Raw genomic sequence first — 16,311 nt, forward strand, 5'->3', positions numbered from 1 at the left:
CCCTTTGACGGGACCGAGGATCGGAGGAGCGCCCGTGCGTCGGTGCGGGCAGCCGATCCACGCTCTCGTGGGTCATTGGGTGGTGCGGAACCGGGCGGTGACCGAACCCGCGGGCCCCACGCCCACGGCCCGGACGGGCACCTGGACTGAACGCCGCGGATCGGGACAGCGGCGTACGGAGGGCTCCTGGACCGGATCCCTCACGCGGCAATCCGCATGGCGCTCAGCAGCGAATGGCTGAAGAGGGCTGCTTCGCCCTGATGCGTTGAGGAGATTCATGCCTGTCCCACGACCCGCACGGCCCAGCACGGCCGCCGCCGTACACGGTCCGTCAGCGGACGCTCTCCTCGTCCAGGTCGCGCGCGGCGACCAGGACGCTTTCGGTGAGCTCTACGACATGGTCAGCGGTGCGGTCTTCGGCACCATCCGCGGAGTTCTTCGCGACCCCGCCCAGTCGGAGGAGGTGATGCAGGAAGTGATGATCCAGGTCTGGCGCACGGCTCCCAGGTTCCAGGTCGACAAGGGCAGCGGAATGAACTGGGTACTGACGCTCGCGCACCGTCGCGCCGTGGACCGCGTCCGCTCGGAGCAGGCAACCGTCGACCGCGACCACAAGGCGGCCCTCCTCGACAGCACACCCGCCTACGACCACGTCGCCGAGCAGGTCGAGGCACGGCTCGAGCACCAGCAGGTGCGGCGCTGTCTGCGGTTCCTCACCCAGCTCCAGCGGGAGTCCGTCACCCTCGCCTACTACCGGGGCCTGACCTACCGAGAGGTGGCGGAACTCCTCGGCCTGCCGCTCGGCACCGTCAAGACACGGCTTCGTGACGGGCTCATCCGGCTCCGCGACTGCATGGGGGTAGAGGCATGATCCGCCGCGCTGACGGCGCCGGCCTGCACACGGCGACCGGCGCCTATGCCCTGCACGCGCTGCCCGAGAACGAACGCGACAGCTTCGAACGGCACCTCGTGGACTGTGGCGCGTGCGCCCAGGAAGTCCTTGAGCTGCAGGCGACGGCCGTCCGCCTCGGTCTGGCCGCGACGGTACGGCCGGCTCCCGAAGTGCGGAGCCGTGTCGTGGAGAAGATCCGGCACATCCGGCAGGAACCACCCCCGGTTGCGCAGTACCGGACACACCGGCTCCGCCGCCTCCCCCGCTTCACCCTTGCGGCCGCCATCGCCATCGGCATCGCGGGCGGTGTTGCGTTCCGGCAGCACCAGGAGGCCGGCGACGCCCGGACCCGGGCGGAACACGCACAGGCCGGGGCCGCCGAGGTGTCCCGAGTGCTGACGGCTTCGGACGCGACCTACACCAGCGGTCGGACGAAGGACGGTGCACGCGCGACCGTGGTCGTCTCGCGGGAACGCGACCAGGCAGTGATGCTCGCCTCCGGCCTACCGGCTCTGCCGAAGGGCAAGGTCTACCAGCTCTGGTTCGATGACGACGGCGCCATGCGCGATGCGGGTCTGCTGGACGGCGACACCGGCGCCCACACCGTCCTCATGCACGGTCCTGCACGTGCCGCGTCCGGCATCGGCATCACCGTCGAGCCGTCCGGCGGCTCGCCCGCGCCGACGGCCCGGCCTGTGATGGTCATGGAACTCCCCGTCTGACGGGGCACGGTGGAACCACCTCGGCAGGGTCGCGTCTCGCCGAGCACAGCGGCGCTGGGCCCTGCCGCCCGCGAGCACGGCGGCGACCGGCCGTTTCGGCATCACCACCCGACCGCACCGACCGACCCACCCATGCTGCCCGGCGACCCTTCCTTGCACTTCAACGAGGTCCCGGAACCCGAGTCGGCCGAGAACAGGCTGCATCTGTGCCTGCGCCCGGACACCTCACGGGACACAGAGGTTGACCGGCTGCCGAAGCCGGGCGTCCCCCTGGTCGCCGATCGCCGCAAGCCGGACGGCTGGGGACTGGTCGTTCACGCCGACCCGGAAGACAACGAGTTCTGCCTGCTGCTGTCGGGCGCTCGTGCACGACGTCCGACCCGGCCGTGTCCCCGGCCGAAGGGCCGAGACGCGGGAAGTCCACGTCGGCGTTCACCGCCTCTTCTCCACCCCGGGAGCTGCGACTTCCGGTCGCATCGGCGTCGGATCCTCCCTCCGCAGCGCACGACGACGTACCGTCCATCGCCGCATCTCGTCGGTGCCCCAGACGATGACGGGGAAACAGGTGATGAGTGCGATGACGTCCGCGGGCAGAGCGGCGGTGCCGAACATGTGCTGGAAGAGCGGTACATACACGAGCACGGCCGTGAACGCGATCTCGAAAGCGATCCCGTACAGCAGCAGGGTATTGCTGAACACACCTATCTGACGCAGTGAGGCGTGCTCCGTTCTGGCCGCCATGGCGGTGCCGACCTGGCAGGTGACGATTCCCGCGAACGTCGCCGTCGTCGCCGTGAGATACGCGTGGTGCAGGTCGCTGCCGGGGCCGGTGGGGTCTCCGGGCTGCCAGCCCGCCCGCCAGAGGACGTAGAAGTAGCCCGTCATGACGAGCACCGCCGAGACCGCTCCGAGATAGCCCCAGCCGCGGACCAGCATGGCGGGCGAGATGATGCTCTGCCGGCTCGATCGTGGCGGCCGCTTCATGACTCCCGGCTCCGCGCGCTCCCGTCCCAGAGCGAGGGCAGGGAGCGTTTCGGTTCCGAGGTCGATCGCCAGGATCTGCAGCACCGTGAGCGGCAGCGGGACGGTGCCGGCCGACAGCGCGAAGACGAGGAACGGAACGGCCTCCGGCGTGAGGTGGGCGAAGATGTAGACGATGAACTTGCGGACGTTGTCGTACACGCGCCGGCCGGACTCGACGGCGGTGACGATGGTGGCGAAGTTGTCGTCGGTGAGCACCATCGTGGCCGCCTCGCGGGCGACGTCGGTGCCCGAACGCCCCATGGCCACACCGATGTGAGCCCGGTGGAGTGCCGGGGCGTCGTTCACGCCGTCGCCCGTCATCGCGACGATCCGGCCGTGCGCGCGAAGGGTGTCGGCGACCTTCAGCTTCGTCTCGGGTGAGGACCGGGCGAAGACGATCTCCGACTCCGGTCCGGTGATGAGCAGGTCGTCCAGTTCGCGGTCCGTGACCCTTTCCGACTCCTGTATGACGAGCAGTTCCGGACGGCCGATTCCGACCTCCTTGGCCACGGCGGCCGCGGTGGCCCCGTTGTCGCCGGTCACGATGTGCACCCTCAGCCCCGCGTCGTGGCAGCGCCGGACGGCGGCCGCCACCTCCGGCCGCGGGGGGTCGTACAGTCCGACCAGGCCCACCAGCCGGAGTTCCCTTTCCGCCTGCTCACGGTGTTCGGGCGGTTCGGGAAGTTCCCGGTCCGCGACGGCGAGAACGCGCATCCCCTGACGCGCGAGGTCGTCCGCCGCGGCCCGCGCCTGGCTCACGTCGTGCCCGTTCCCGGCGCCGGCGTCCGCCGTGCGCGCCAGCACGCTCTCCGGCGCTCCCTTCACCACGAGCCGGAAGTGATCGCTTCCGGGCTCGGGCCGTACCAGCGTGGACATCAGCCGCAGTCGCGGGTCGAACCGGAACAGTGCCGCGCGGCGTTCGTCCCTGCGGGTGAGGTCGGGTGCACCACCGAGCGCCGCGGCACCTGCGACGAGGGCCGCTTCCGTGGGGTCGCCGTGCAGGTCTCCCCGCTCGTCCCGGGTGACGGTCGTGCACTCTGCCATGGCCTCGGCCAGCCCGGTCGTCCACGGTCCGGTTTCGGTGCCGTGCCCCGGCGTCCACGCCGCTTGCAGGCGCATGCGGTTCTGAGTGAGCGTCCCCGTCTTGTCGGTACAGATCACACTGGTCGAGCCGAGGGTCTCCACCGCACTGAGCCGCTTGACGACCGCTCCCTGCCGGGCCAGGAGCCGCACACCGACCGCGAGTGCCAGGGTGATCGTCGGAAGGAGGCCTTCCGGCACGTTGGCGACGAGGAGCCCGATGGCGAACATGAGGGCGTCGGTCAGCGGGAGGCCGATCATCCATCCGATGAGGAGGAAGGCCACGCCGATCGCGACCGCGGCCGCGGCGATCAGCCAGGCGACCCTCTTGACCTGCTGCTCCAACGGCGAGGACTCACGCCGCGTACGTTGGCTGAGAGCCGCGATACGGCCCAGCTCGGTGTGGTTTCCTGTGGCGAAGACGATGGCCTGCGCCTGTCCGCCCGTGCAGGTGGTGCCGCTGAAGACGAGGTTGGGTTCCTCGAGCAGCGGCTTGCCCTGCAGTGCCGGACCGGCGAACCGGTCGACCGGTGCCGACTCGCCGGTGAGCATCGACAGGTCGGCTTCGATACCGCCTTCGGTGAGTCGAGCGTCCGCGGGGATCTTGTCGCCCTCCTCGATCAGGACGATGTCGCCCGGCACCAGTTCCTTGGCGAGGACGTCGAGGGTTCTGCCGTCCCGCACCACCCGGGCGTGCTCGGGGAGGTAGCGCGCAAGGGTCTCCACCGCGTGTTCGGCCTGACGCTCCTGGAGGAGGGCGAATCCCGCGTTGACGAGGATCACGGCGACGATCGCCCATCCCAGCACGGCGATGTCGGCGATGAAGGCCAGGGCGCCGGCGGCCCACAGGAGCAGTGCGAGCGGATGCGCGAGCTGCCGTGTCAGCTCCCGCCACACGGACTCGCCGGCGGTGGACCGCACCTCGTTCGGTCCGTACACGGCGAGACGCCGCTCCGCCTCCCGGCCGGACAGTCCACGAGCCCCGGTGCCCAGTTCGCGCCGCAGCAGTGCCAGGGGCTCCAGGGGGTCGGGTTCCGGAGCCGGCGTCGAGTGCGGCTGTGGCGCAGGGTGCCTCACACCATCGACACTCCGCGCGCCGGGACGGACTCCACAGGGCCGACAAGGGGCCCGGTCTGGTCCGAACGTCCCTTGCCGGGGCTCGGCGGAGCAAGAGGGCTGCCCCCGTCGGAGGGGTCGAGGATGGGTACGGGGCCGTCCGGCCCAGGTCTCCTGCCCGGGCAGCCCTGTGACAGGACCTGCCCGGACGTCACGCTGGGAGGCGCCACCGGGCCGTCCGTGCGCCCGTCACCGGGACACGGACCATGGCCGAGCCGCCCGAGTGCGTGCGGGCACTCCTCCGGCCGAGCGACTGCTCGGCCGGCTGCGCCCGTGAAGCGCGCCAACGACGACACACAACGCCACCGTCCCGACCAGGATCCGTCTCTCCTCGCCTGACAACAGCCGGACCGGCCCCCGGACCGCGTTCAGAGCCTCCTCAGCCGATCCGAGCGGTGGTCCAGCGGATCCCGCTCCCCCGGCGTCGGCGTCGCGCATGCCCGGGGCAGCAGCCCTGCGCGTGGGAAGAGGGGCGCATCGGGCTCACGGTGGGGGCCTCTCGGCCCAGGGTGCACGGCCCGCCGGTGACGCAGTCTGGGGGTGGACGGAGATTGCCCAGCACGACGCCACCAGCGGAACGGAAACTCGGGAGGCCCCATGAACAGCTCCTTTCTCCACGGACTGCCTTCGGACGGCCAGGACCGTCTGATGGCGTGCTCGCACGAGGTCTCGTTTCCGGCAGGTACGCGGATATTCGACGAGGGCGACCCGGCCGACCGGTTCTGGATCATCCGCACCGGCTCGGTCACCCTCGACCTCCAGGCCCACGGCCGGCGGGCCGCCACGGTGGAGACACTGGGCCACGGTGATCTGCTCGGATGGTCCTGGCTGGTGCCGCCGTACAAGTGGCGGCTGGGAGCCGAGGCCTTCAGTCTCGTACGAGCACACGAGTTCGACGCCAGAGCGGTACGCGGGCTGTGCGACGTGGATCCCGTGTTCGGACTCGCCCTGACCCGCCACGCCCTGGAGGTCGTCGCCCACCGGCTGCAGGCGACCCGGATCCGCCTCCTCGACACCTACGCGCCCCACGGGAGCGGAGTGATGCAGTCCCCACGCTGATTCGCTGGTGTCGGCACCTGGCCCCTGGCCAGGGGGCCGACTGCGAACCCCTGCCCGGTGACGGCGGCGCCCGGCTCGCCCGGCCCTGCGCGGGCGTGGTGCACGGCTCGCCCGGCCCGGCATGGGCCTGGTGCCCGACTCGCCCGGCCCGGCGCGGGCGTGGTGCCCGACCGTTGCCCCCGTGAGCGCGCAGCATCGGCTGTGCCCATGCGGCGGCGTGCCAGCAGCCGCGTCCTGCAGCGCTTCGCTCGAGCTCCGGAGACGCCGGCGGAGCTGCCGGCCACCGACCGGAAACGGAGTCGGCTGGTGAGGGAGGCGACCGAGGAACCCGTGGGACCCGGCGGGGAAGGCCGTGCGGACCGCGGGTGAGATGCGGTTGCCGTGAGCCGGTCCTCGGTCATCGACGGGGCGGACGGGCACACGGGCACACGGCAAGGGCCGGACGCCGAAAACCTCTCGCCGGTCCCCACCGCTGCCTCAGCGCGGCCGCCGTGTCGGCTTGCTTCCGGACACCCGGCTTCCGCTCTGCCGGAGCCTCCGTTCGGCAGACGTCACCGGACCTCCTGTCGGGCGCCGAGGTGTACGGACTGGTCATGCTCCTGTCGCGGCCACGGCTTCGGCCCGCGCGCCCGGGAAAACGGACAGGGGCATGCCGGACCCCACGACACCACGGCCAGATATACCCCCGGGGGTAATAGTGCTACGGTGGATCCAATACCCCAGGGGGTAATTTCCACACGAAGGGAGTATCCGCGTGTTCTTCGTCGACACCATCGAGTTGGAAGGTCTGGGCAACCGCAGCTACCTGGCCGGCGGTGAGCAGACCGCAGTGGCGGTGGACCCGCCCCGCGACATCGACCGCGTGCTCGCCGCAGCCGCCCGGCGAGGTGTGCGGATCTCCCATGTGGTGGAGACCCACATACACAACGACTACGTCACCGGCGGCCTGGAACTCGCCCGGACGGCCGGCGCCGCGTACCTGGTGCCGGCGGGTGCACGCGTCTCCTTCCCGCGGGTCCCGGTGTCCGACGGTGACACGGTCGGCGTCGACGCCGGACTGACCCTCACGGCCATGGCAACGCCGGGCCACACGCCCCACCACACCTCGTACGTACTCCACGACGGGGGCAGGCCGGTGGCGGCCTTCACCGGCGGCTCCCTCCTCATCGGCACGGTCGGGCGGCCGGACCTGGTCGAACCGCGGCTGACCGAGCAGTTGGCCCGGGCCCAGCACGCCTCGGCGCACCGCCTGGCCACCGACCTGCCGGACGCGACGGCCGTGCTGCCCACACACGGCTTCGGCAGCTTCTGCTCCTCGGCGCAGTCCGAGGGCGACGCGAGCACCATCGGCAAGGAGAAGGCCGGCAACGCGGCGCTCACCGCCGACGTGGACACCTTCGTCGCCGACCTGCTGGCGGACCTGGACGACGTGCCTGCGTACTACGCCCACATGGGCCCGACCAACGCCGCGGGCCCCGCGCCGGTGGACCTGACCCCGCCCGCACCGGCGGACGCCGAGGAGATCGCCGCACGCCTGGAGGCCGGAGAGTGGGTGGTGGACCTTCGCAACCGCATCGCGTTCGCCGAGGGGCACGTGGCCGGAGCTTTCAACTTCGAGGCCGACGGCAAGCTCGCCACCTATCTCGCCTGGATGATCCCGTGGGGCAAGCCGGTGACCCTGCTCGCGGAATCGGCGGGACAGCTGGCCGACGCACAACGTGAACTGGTCCGCGTCGGCATCGACCGCCCGGCCGCCGCTGCCACCGGAGGCCCGGACCGGTGGGTGCGTGAGGGCGAACCGCCCGCCTCGTTCCCACGGTCCACCTTCGCCGGGCTCGCAGGGCTGGGCGCCGACCGTGTCGTGGTCCTCGACGTACGCCGCGACGCCGAGCGTGCCGGCGGCTGGATCGAAGGCTCCGTGCACATCCCCCTCCACGAGCTGCACCGCCGCCTCGGCGAGGTTCCCGACGGAACCGTGTGGGTGCACTGCGCGGGTGGGATGCGGGCGGCCATCGCGGCCTCACTGCTGGACGCCGCGGGCCGGGACGTCGTCGCCGTCGACGACGGCTTCGACTCCGCGGCCGACGCGGGTCTGCCCCTGATCTCCGGCTGACTGCCGGCCATCCCCAGCCCAGGAAGGAGTGCAATGTTCCGCTTCCGCCGGAACGCGTCCCGGATCACGGTCGACCAGGCCCGGAGCCGCACGAGGGGCAAGGAGCCCGCCGCCGTGCTGCTGGACGTTCGCGAGCAGGCCGAATGGAACGCCGGCCACGCTCCGGAAGCCGTCCACGTCCCGCTGACGAGGCTTCTCGCCGGCGGCGGTCCACCGCCTGAGGCGGAGGGCAAGGCGCTGGTGGTGATCTGCCGCAGCGGGCACCGTTCGCAGCAGGCGGTTCAACTCCTCAACGAACACGGAGCACACGCCGTGGACGTCAAAGGGGGCATGAACGCATGGGTGGACGCCGGACATCCGGTCGTCGACGTGCGCGGGAACAGCGGCCGGATAGCGTGACGCCGCTCGTTCTCGCCCTCGTCGCCGGTGCCGTCATCGGCCTCGCCCTGGGGGCTCTCGGTGGCGGCGGCAGCGTTCTCGCCGTCCCCGCACTGATCTACCTGCTGGGCTTCACACCGTCAGCGGCCACCACGGCCGGCCTGATCATCGTCACCGCGACCTCGGCCACCGCCCTGTACGCTCACGCGCGCGACGGCAACCTGGCCTGGCGGACCGGGGCGCTGTTCGCCGCAGCAGGCATCGCCCCCGCCTTCCTCGCCGGGGCCGGCGCCGGACACCTCCCCGAACCGGTACTGACCGCAGCCTTCGCCGCCATCGCCGCCCTTGCGGCACTGCGCATGCTCCGCCCCTCCCCCGCCGCCCTGCCGACGCGGATCCGCCCCGCCAAGGCGGCCGGCGCCGGGGCCGGCCTGGGAACCGTCACCGGACTCCTGGGGGTGGGCGGGGGGTTCCTCGCCGTCCCCGCCCTGGTGAATGTCCTCGGGCTGCGCATGAGGCAGGCGGTGGGCACCAGCCTGCTGGTCATCACCGTCAATTCCCTCGCCGCGCTCATCGCGCGCACGGGAACCGGCGGCGATCTGCGGTGGGAGGTGATCGCGCCCTTCACGGGGGCCGCGATCCTCGGCGCGTGGGACGGCAAACGCCTCGCCGCGAAGCTCTCCGGCGAGACCGTGCAGAAGATCTTCGCCGGCGTCCTGCTCACGGTGGCCGCGTTCATGCTGGTCGATGTGATCGCATGAGCACGCACCGGCGAAAGAAGTCAGGCCAGCGACAGGAAGAGCTTCTCGAGACGACCCCGCATCTCGTCACGGTCCTCCTCGGAGCGGCGGCCGTCCTCGATGTCCGTCAGGCACTGCTGCAGACCGGTTGCGATGATCGCGAAACCCGCACGGTCAAGCGCCCGGGACGCGGCGGCCAGCTGCGTGACGACCTCTTCGCAGTCCCGGCCCTCCTCGATCATCCGGATCACTCCGGAGATCTGGCCCTGCGCCCGGCGCAGCCGATTGAGGACCGCCTTCAGTTCGGCTCCCGCCAGATCAAGCTCCACCGCAACTCCTCACGAAATACCCCCAGGGGTAATATAGACCCCTGGGGGGACACCGTCGACCCCGAAGGATGACACCCGCCATGACCACGCCCACCGCCCTCGGCATCGACGAGGTCCGCAACCGCCTCCACGAGTTGACCGTCATCGACGTGCGCACACCCGGCGAGTACGCCGGCGGCCATCTGCCAGGGGCCCTCAACATTCCCCTGAGCCAGATCCAGCAGGCGCTGCCCGACATCCGCCACGCCGCCGCACGAGGTGACGTACTGATCGTCTGCGCTTCCGGGGCCCGCTCCGAGAACGCCTGCAGGATCCTCGCCGACAACCACGTCACGACCGCCACGCTCTCCGGCGGAACCGCCGCGTGGGCAGCCGGCGGCAACGAACTGCGCCGCGAGAGCACCTCACGCGCCACCTGGGGGATGGAACGCCAAGTACGTTTCACCGCAGGCATCCTCGTCCTGCTGGGCCTTCTGCTCGGACTGCTCGTTCACCCGGCCTTCCAGCTCGTGTCCGCCGGAATCGCGGGCGGTCTGGTCTTCTCCGCCCTGACCAACACCTGCGGCATGGCAGCACTGTTGGCCAAACTTCCCCGCAACCGGCCCCGCGCGGCCGACCTCACCGTCACACTGGCCGCGTTGCGCAGCCGCTGACGGCCTTGCCGGGAAGGCGGCCCCGGGACAGCTCCCATCCCGCCTTCCCGCCGGGCCGCACAGGTTCCGGGCACGCCCGTCAACCCCGCGAGACCACGCACCCGGCGACAAGCACCACCGTCAGCACGATGCCCGCGAGCCCGGCCCATCCGCCGACGAGAGCACACCCGACCACCATCACGAGGCCGGCGGCGAGAAGACCGGCGAACGCAGCCGCAGACAGGCCGCCCACATCCTCGGGCCGGCCGGCGGGCTTCCGGGTGCGTCGCGCTTTCTGGTCCCTGTTCTTCAGCATCGTGATCACGCTACCGGTCGGTGCTCCTCCGGCCGCCTCCGCCCCCGGAGCGCAACGGCGTGCTGCCCGCAAAGGACCGGCCCCTGTCGCCGTGCTCCTGGACGATCTCCTCCAGCGAGAGGGCGAGCCGGCGGAAGGGTCCGCACCATGCCGCCCAGAAGTCGACGAGGACGGGCTTGTCGCACTTCAGGACCTCCGACTCGAACGAGTCGTCCGTCACGCCCTTGAGGGCCGTCCCGGCCTCCTGTCCAGGCTGATGCAGAATCAGACAGCGGCCGGGAGGCGCTCCGGCCCGGCAGGACCGGTGTGCGCGAGTGCGGCCAGGTAACGCTCGGCGTCCAGGGCCGCCGCGCAGCCGGTGCCGGCCGCGGTGACGGCCTGCCGGTAGGTGTGGTCGACGACGTCGCCCGCGGCGAAGACGCCGGCGATGTTCGTTCGGGTGGAGGGGGCCGCGACCTTCAGGTGTCCCTGGTCGTCCAGGTCCAGTTGGCCCGCGAACAGCTCGGTGCGCGGGTCGTGGCCGATGGCGATGAACAGGCCGGTGGCCGCGAGCCCGCGGGTCTTGCCGGTGAAGGCGTCGCGCAGGGTGAGGCCGGAGAGCATGCCGTTCTCCTCGTGGAGTTCGGCGACCTCGGTGTCGAAGGCGAAGGTGATCTTGTCGTCGGCGAAGGCCCGGTTCTGCATCACCTGCGAGGCACGCAGGGTCGAACGGCGATGGACCACGGTGACCGAGCGGGCGAAGCGGGTCAGGAAGGTGGCCTCCTCCATGGCGGTGTCGCCGCCGCCGACCACCACGATGTCGCGATCACGGAAGAAGAAGCCGTCGCAGGTGGCGCACCAGGACACGCCCCGGCCGGAGAGCGCGTCCTCGTTCGGCAGGCCGAGCTTGCGGTAGCCGGAGCCGGTGGCGACGATCACGGCCTTGGCCCGGTGCACGGTGCCCCCGCTGTCGGTGACCTCCTTGATCGGGCCGGTCAGGTCGACGGAGACGATGTCGTCCTCGACGATCTCGGCGCCGAACCTCTCGGCCTGGGCCCGCATGTTCTCCATGAGCACGGGTCCGTCGACGCCCTGGGGGAAGCCGGGGAAGTTCTCGACCTCCGTGGTCGTCGTCAGCGAACCGCCGACGAAGACCGAACCGCCGAAGACCAGGGGCTTCAGCTGCGCGCGGGCGGTGTAGAGCGCGGCGGAGTATCCCGCCGGGCCGGAGCCTATGACGACGACGTCCCGAGTGTGCCGTCCCCCCTGGGCGTTCACCCGGTCTTCTCCGGGGCGAGCTCCTCGATCAGTCCCTCGACGAGCTTCTTGATCTCGTCGCGGATCGGGCGTACGGCCTCCACTCCCTGGCCCGCGGGGTCCTCCAGCGTCCAGTCCAGGTAGCGCTTGCCGGGGAAGACCGGGCAGGTGTCGCCGCAGCCCATGGTGATGCAGACGTCGGACTCCCTGACCGCGTCGACGGTGAGGATCTTCGGCGTCTCGGCGGAGATGTCGATGCCGACCTCGCGCATGGCCTCGACCGCGGCCGGGTTGACCTGGTCGGCGGGAGCGGATCCGGCGGAGCGGACCTCGATACGGTCGCCGGCGAGGTGGGACAGCCACCCGGCGGCCATCTGGGAGCGGCCGGCGTTGTGGACGCAGACGAACAGGACGGAAGGCTTCTCGGCCATCGCGGGTCTCTCTCTTGTCTCGCGTACGGTGTCTTGCCACGTCACGCGGGGGCAACAGGCACAAATGACAACAGCACCTGGTGGCATCAGCGGCCACTGATGTGAGAGTATCAGCCCATGATGACGTCAGTCGACACTGACCTGATTCGGGTTCTGGCCGACCCGCTCAGGCTCCGGATCGTGACCCTCCTCGCCAGGGAGACGCTCTGCACCAGCCATCTCGTCGAGGAGACCGGCGCCAGGCAGACGAACCTCTCCAACCACCTGAAGGTGCTGCGCGAAGCGGGCGTGGTCGAGACCGAGCCCTGCGGGCGCTTCACCTACTACCGGCTGAAGCCCGAGGTCCTCGACTCGCTGGCCGGCCAGTTCGCCGATCTGGCCAGGACCGCGCACGCCACGGCCGAGGCGAACATCAAGCGTTCCTGCCCCTGATTTCACCGCGCACCGCGCGACTGCACGCATCAAGGAGTTCTGTTGAGCGCCACCGAGGCCGCTTCCGCCCGCCCGGCCGATTCCCCCACGGCTCCGGCCGGGGACCCGCAGCCCGCGCCGGGCGCCACGCCGCCCCGTACCCCCCTCGTCGCCCGGGCGGCCGCCGAACTGGTGGGGACCGCGGCCCTTGTGGCCGTCGTCGTCGGTTCGGGCATCCAGGCCACCGGGCTCACCCGGGACGTCGGCCTCCAGCTCCTGGCCAACTCGCTCGCCACGGTCTTCGGGCTCGGCGTGCTGATCGTCCTGCTCGGCCCGGTCTCCGGGGCCCACTTCAACCCCGTCGTGACACTCGCCGAGTGGTGGACCGCCCGTCGCGGAGACGGCGGCGTCACCGCCCGCGAGGCCGCGGTCTACGTTCCGGCCCAGACCGTGGGTGCGATCGCGGGCGCGATCCTCGCCGACGCCATGTTCGGCGAGCCCTTGGTGGAGTGGTCCACGCACGAGCGGTCCGCCGGCAACCTGCTGCTCGGCGAGGTCGTGGCAACGGCCGGACTGATCCTGCTCATCTTCGGCCTGGCACGCACCGAGCGGCTCCGGTTCGCCCCCGTCGCGGTCGCCTCCTACATCGGCGCCGCCTACTGGTTCACGTCCTCCACGTCCTTCGCCAACCCGGCGGTGACCGTCGGACGGGCGTTCACCGACACCTTCGCCGGCATCGCCCCCGCCTCCGTCCCCGGGTTCATCGGCGCCCAACTCGCCGGCGCCGTCGTGGGCCTGGCCCTGGTCGCGCTCATCTTCATGCCCGCCCGCACCGCCGAGACGCAGTCTGCCGCATGACCCGGCTGACGCAGGTGGTGGTGATCGGCGGCGGCCAGTCCGGCCTGGCCGCCGGCTACCACCTGCGCCGCCTCGGCATCGACTTCGCCGTCCTCGACGCGGGGGCCACGCCGGGCGGCGCGTGGCAGCACGTCTGGGACTCGCTCCGCCTGTTCTCCCCAGCCGCCTTTTCCTCGCTGCCCGGCCGGCTCATGCCGCCCCGGCCCGGCGAGCCGTACCCGGACGCCCGGCACGTGGTGGACTACCTCGCCGACTACGAGAAGCGCTACGAACTGCCGGTGCAGCACGGGGTCCACGTCCGGAGCGTCCGCCGCGACGGCCGTCTCCTGCGCGTCGAAACGGACTCCGGCGCCTGGCGGGCCCATGCCGTGGTCAGCGCCACCGGTACCTGGTCGCGGCCTTTTCTGCCGGCCGTAGCGGGCCGTGCCGCCTTCCGGGGCGAGCAGCTGCACACGGTCGACTACCGCCGCCCGCGAGACTTCGCCGGGCGGCGCGTCATCGTCGTCGGCGGCGGCAACTCGGGCGCTCAGATCGCGGCCGACCTCGCCGGCCACGCCGACCTCACCTGGGTCACCCCGCGCCCACCGCGTTTCCTTCCCGACGACGTCGACGGGCGTGTTCTGTTCGACGTCGCCACCGCGCGCCGCAAAGCCCTCGACGCGGGACGCACCGACACCGGCGGCGTCGCGTCACTGGGCGACGTCGTCGCAGTCCCGCCCGTACGCAGGGCCCGGGACCACGGACTGCTCAAGGCCACACCCATGTTCACCCGTCTGACGGCGGACGGCGTCCAGTGGTCCGACGGCACCCGGGCCGCGGCGGACACCGTCATCTGGTGCACCGGCTTCAGGCCCGCCCTGTCCCACCTCGCCCCGCTCGGGCTCAGGGGCGCACGCGGCCACATCACCACGTCCGGAACCCGCGCCGCCGACGAGCCGCGAGTCCACCTCCTCGGCTACGGGGACTGGACCGGCCCCGCCTCCGCCACCCTCATCGGAGTCGGCAGGCCCGCACGGGACGCCGCACGCGAGATCGCCGCGCTGGTGACCTGAAGCGTCGCGACAACCGGACGTCGGCTGCGGCACGGACTGTGAAGAGTGGCCCCGAAGCCGAGTCAGGACCGGTTCCGGATGACCGGACGTACTCGCCCCGCCACGTTCTCGGGACAGGGGCGCAAGGGCGGCCGGGGTCCAGGACTCTTTGCCCGCGCGCGGACCATCTCGTAGGTGACCAGCACGATCGGGTACGCCCCTTGGCCTTGGTGGCGTCCTCGAACTCCAGGGTCAGGCCTCCTGCCTCGTCCACGACGTCGGCCGCGGCGATGCCGGCTGATGCCGTGGTGGGGGTGGGCTCGACCGGCTCCGAGGCTCCTGTGGACCCGGACGGCGGGGATCTTCAGGCCTACGGCGCAGGCGAGCTCGAAGCAGCCGATCGTTCCTTCATCGCCCGCGCACGGCGGACGCGACCCCATCGGAGCCGGCGGCGGAGTGACCGCCCTTGGCCTGCCACGCCCTTTCCGCCGGGTGGGACAGGCGCTGCTGCGGGGAGATGGCGTTGCGTGTCAGATGACGTGCGGGCTGCGGCGTTCCAGCAGCACGACGTCGCGCCAGACGCCGTGGTGGAGGCCGATGCGTTCACGGAGACCGATGACGCGGAACCCGGCGCGTTCGTGCAGGGCGAGGCTGGCGGTGTTCTCCGGGAAGATCCCGGACTGGATGGTCCAGACGCCTGCGGCCTCCGTCGAGTCGATGAGGGCTTCGAGGAGCGATGCGGCAATGCCCCGGCCCCGGGCATCGGGATGGACGTAGACGGAGTGCTCGACGACTCCGGCATACACGCACCGGTCGGAGACCTGGGTGGCCGCGACCCAGCCGAGCACCGCACCGTTCGCGTCGGCGGCGACGAAGCGGTGCCCCGGCAGTTTCGCGGCGTCGAACTCCGGCCAGTCGGGGGCCGTCGTCTCGAAGGTGGCATTGCCCTCGGCGATACCGGCCCGGTAGATCGCCAGGACCTCATCGGCGTGGTCGGCGGTCAGTGGCACGATCACCGGACTCCCCCCTGGGGTCGCACCGGTCACGGTCCGGCGTGTCCTCGACGTGTTCAAGCTGCTGCTGCGGTGGTGAGGAGCTTGCCCATCGCGGCGAGCACCGACGGCTCGACGCGGTAGTAGACCCAGGTGCCGCGCCGCTCCGAGCTCAGGAGTCCGGCTTCCTTGAGCTTCTTCAGGTGGTGGGAGACCGTCGGCTGCGAGACGCCGACGTCGGAGATGTCGCACACGCACGCCTCCCCGCCCTCGTGCGAGGCGATCGAGGAGAACAGCCTCAACCGGACCGGATCGCCGAGCGCCTTGAACATGCGCGCGGCCGTCTCGGCCTCCTCGGCCGTCATCGGCCGCTCGGTCAGCGGCGGGCAGCACGGCGCCACGCCCTGATCGGCGGGCTCGAGCAGCGGCAGCACCTTCGCGTTCGACATACGTCTATGTTGACATACGTCGAACCAAACGCCCAGGGGCTGCCCCGTCCTGCCAGTGGGAGCGGTACGCGATCCGCCGGGCCGCGCGTGGACGCGGTGACGCGGCGGCCGGTGCGGCTCCCCGCGTCCCGACGGTCGGCGTGCCGCACCAGACAGGCGATCACCTCGACTCGGTGCGGGTATCGCTCGGGATCACCGCCGAGGGCCATTCCGGGCGGAGACTGCACCTCGCCGGGGAGAAGAGGGTGAGGCCGTCGCAGAGGTGCGGCCAGGAGCCCGCCGGCCCCTCGGACGCCTCCGGCACGACCGGCTTCAGCCCTCTCCCACACAGGGCGTATGCGGCGGCGAGGCCGGACTGACCGCCGCCGATCACGGCGGCATCGACGTGTTCCCTGAACGACCCCTCCCAGTTCGACGAATGTCTATGTTGACGTTCATCGAAGCAGATGTCATGCTGACGGAACAAGCCATCGACAGATATCGAAACAGCATGGGGAGTCATC

At 71.3% G+C, this 16,311-nt stretch carries 18 protein-coding genes and 2 pseudogenes; 11 read left to right on the forward strand and 9 right to left on the reverse strand.

The genetic code is table 11. The features are described 5' to 3' along the window. The first annotated feature begins 277 nt into the window (after nt 1-277). From QRN89_RS00855 to QRN89_RS00865, 3 genes and pseudogenes are all read left to right on the forward strand, one after another. Nucleotides 278-871: a sigma-70 family RNA polymerase sigma factor gene (locus tag QRN89_RS00855; RefSeq protein ID WP_290347401.1), complete on the forward strand. Its 594-nt coding sequence runs from the start codon at nt 278-280 to the stop codon at nt 869-871. Beyond that, entirely contained in the window at nt 868-1,614 is a 747-nt protein-coding gene (locus tag QRN89_RS00860) for an anti-sigma factor (protein WP_290347402.1), read from the forward strand. Before QRN89_RS00855 ends, QRN89_RS00860 begins: the two co-directional genes overlap by 4 nt. Before the next feature lie 9 nt (nt 1,615-1,623). Beyond that, nucleotides 1,624-1,953: pseudogene (locus QRN89_RS00865) on the forward strand (VOC family protein); the annotation flags it as partial. A 93-nt stretch (nt 1,954-2,046) separates the two neighbouring features. Here the strand turns inward: QRN89_RS00865 and QRN89_RS00870 are convergent. Then, a complete protein-coding gene (locus QRN89_RS00870; protein ID WP_290347403.1) occupies nt 2,047-4,794 on the reverse strand; it encodes a cation-translocating P-type ATPase in 2,748 nt (915 codons plus the stop codon). 636 nt (nt 4,795-5,430) lie between these two features. Between QRN89_RS00870 and QRN89_RS00875 the strand changes: the two genes are divergently transcribed. The 4 genes from QRN89_RS00875 (at nt 5,431) to QRN89_RS00890 (ending at nt 9,144) form a co-directional block, all read left to right on the forward strand. Further along, entirely contained in the window at nt 5,431-5,892 is a 462-nt protein-coding gene (locus QRN89_RS00875; RefSeq protein ID WP_290347404.1) for a cyclic nucleotide-binding domain-containing protein, read from the forward strand. Between the two features lie 754 nt (nt 5,893-6,646). Continuing rightward, nucleotides 6,647-8,005, forward strand: coding sequence for an MBL fold metallo-hydrolase (locus QRN89_RS00880; RefSeq protein WP_290347405.1), 1,359 nt, complete (start codon nt 6,647-6,649; stop codon nt 8,003-8,005). A 33-nt stretch (nt 8,006-8,038) separates the two neighbouring features. After that, nucleotides 8,039-8,404: a rhodanese-like domain-containing protein gene (locus QRN89_RS00885; RefSeq protein WP_290347406.1), complete on the forward strand. Its 366-nt coding sequence runs from the start codon at nt 8,039-8,041 to the stop codon at nt 8,402-8,404. Beyond that, nucleotides 8,401-9,144, forward strand: a complete 744-nt coding sequence (locus QRN89_RS00890; protein WP_290347407.1) for a sulfite exporter TauE/SafE family protein — start codon at nt 8,401-8,403, stop codon at nt 9,142-9,144. The genes QRN89_RS00885 and QRN89_RS00890 overlap by 4 nt, the downstream gene beginning before the upstream one ends. A gap of 20 nt (nt 9,145-9,164) precedes the next feature. On the opposite strand, the gene QRN89_RS00895 is transcribed toward QRN89_RS00890, so the two are convergent. Next, nucleotides 9,165-9,452, reverse strand: coding sequence for a metal-sensitive transcriptional regulator (locus QRN89_RS00895; RefSeq protein WP_093658567.1), 288 nt, complete (start codon nt 9,450-9,452; stop codon nt 9,165-9,167). An 80-nt stretch (nt 9,453-9,532) separates the two neighbouring features. Between QRN89_RS00895 and QRN89_RS00900 the strand changes: the two genes are divergently transcribed. Next, the gene (locus tag QRN89_RS00900) at nt 9,533-10,105 is read left to right on the forward strand and encodes a rhodanese-like domain-containing protein (protein WP_290347408.1); all 573 of its coding nucleotides are present in this window, start codon (nt 9,533-9,535) and stop codon (nt 10,103-10,105) included. A 79-nt stretch (nt 10,106-10,184) separates the two neighbouring features. On the opposite strand, the gene QRN89_RS00905 is transcribed toward QRN89_RS00900, so the two are convergent. From QRN89_RS00905 to QRN89_RS00920, 4 genes and pseudogenes are all read right to left on the reverse strand, one after another. Next, nucleotides 10,185-10,409, reverse strand: coding sequence for a hypothetical protein (locus tag QRN89_RS00905; protein ID WP_390702207.1), 225 nt, complete (start codon nt 10,407-10,409; stop codon nt 10,185-10,187). Nucleotides 10,410-10,482: 73 nt separating this feature from the next. After that, nucleotides 10,483-10,662 (reverse strand): annotated as a pseudogene (locus tag QRN89_RS00910) (thioredoxin family protein); the annotation flags it as partial. Nucleotides 10,663-10,664: 2 nt separating this feature from the next. After that, the gene (gene trxB / locus QRN89_RS00915) at nt 10,665-11,657 is read right to left on the reverse strand and encodes a thioredoxin-disulfide reductase (RefSeq protein ID WP_290347409.1); all 993 of its coding nucleotides are present in this window, start codon (nt 11,655-11,657) and stop codon (nt 10,665-10,667) included. After that, entirely contained in the window at nt 11,654-12,067 is a 414-nt protein-coding gene (locus tag QRN89_RS00920; RefSeq protein WP_290347410.1) for an arsenate reductase ArsC, read from the reverse strand. The genes trxB and QRN89_RS00920 overlap by 4 nt, the downstream gene beginning before the upstream one ends. A gap of 117 nt (nt 12,068-12,184) precedes the next feature. Here QRN89_RS00920 and QRN89_RS00925 point away from each other — a divergent pair, with 117 nt between their 5' ends. Genes QRN89_RS00925 through QRN89_RS00935 form a run of 3 tightly spaced genes read left to right on the forward strand, consistent with a single transcriptional unit; the run spans nt 12,185 to nt 14,388 of the window. After that, nucleotides 12,185-12,499 carry an ArsR/SmtB family transcription factor gene (locus QRN89_RS00925; RefSeq protein WP_290347411.1) on the forward strand — a complete coding sequence of 105 codons (315 nt, stop codon included), beginning with the start codon at nt 12,185-12,187 and terminating at the stop codon, nt 12,497-12,499. A gap of 42 nt (nt 12,500-12,541) precedes the next feature. Next, on the forward strand, nt 12,542-13,336 hold the full coding sequence (locus tag QRN89_RS00930; protein WP_290347412.1) for an aquaporin: 795 nt from the start codon (nt 12,542-12,544) through the stop codon (nt 13,334-13,336). Continuing rightward, the gene (locus QRN89_RS00935; protein WP_290347413.1) at nt 13,333-14,388 is read left to right on the forward strand and encodes an ArsO family NAD(P)H-dependent flavin-containing monooxygenase; all 1,056 of its coding nucleotides are present in this window, start codon (nt 13,333-13,335) and stop codon (nt 14,386-14,388) included. Before QRN89_RS00930 ends, QRN89_RS00935 begins: the two co-directional genes overlap by 4 nt. A gap of 509 nt (nt 14,389-14,897) precedes the next feature. Here QRN89_RS00935 and QRN89_RS00940 read toward each other — a convergent pair. The 3 genes from QRN89_RS00940 to QRN89_RS35935 form a co-directional block, all read right to left on the reverse strand. Continuing rightward, the gene (locus QRN89_RS00940; protein ID WP_290347414.1) at nt 14,898-15,383 is read right to left on the reverse strand and encodes a GNAT family N-acetyltransferase; all 486 of its coding nucleotides are present in this window, start codon (nt 15,381-15,383) and stop codon (nt 14,898-14,900) included. 53 nt (nt 15,384-15,436) lie between these two features. Then, a complete protein-coding gene (locus QRN89_RS00945) occupies nt 15,437-15,808 on the reverse strand; it encodes an ArsR/SmtB family transcription factor (RefSeq protein ID WP_290347415.1) in 372 nt (123 codons plus the stop codon). Nucleotides 15,809-15,968: 160 nt separating this feature from the next. Then, nucleotides 15,969-16,310 (reverse strand): NAD(P)-binding protein, encoded by a 342-nt coding sequence (locus QRN89_RS35935; RefSeq protein WP_490236237.1) that lies wholly within the window; start codon nt 16,308-16,310, stop codon nt 15,969-15,971. Nucleotide 16,311: the final 1 nt, after the last annotated feature.

This window comes from Streptomyces sp. HUAS CB01 (assembly GCF_030406905.1).
GTDB classification, from domain to species: domain Bacteria; phylum Actinomycetota; class Actinomycetes; order Streptomycetales; family Streptomycetaceae; genus Streptomyces; species Streptomyces chengbuensis.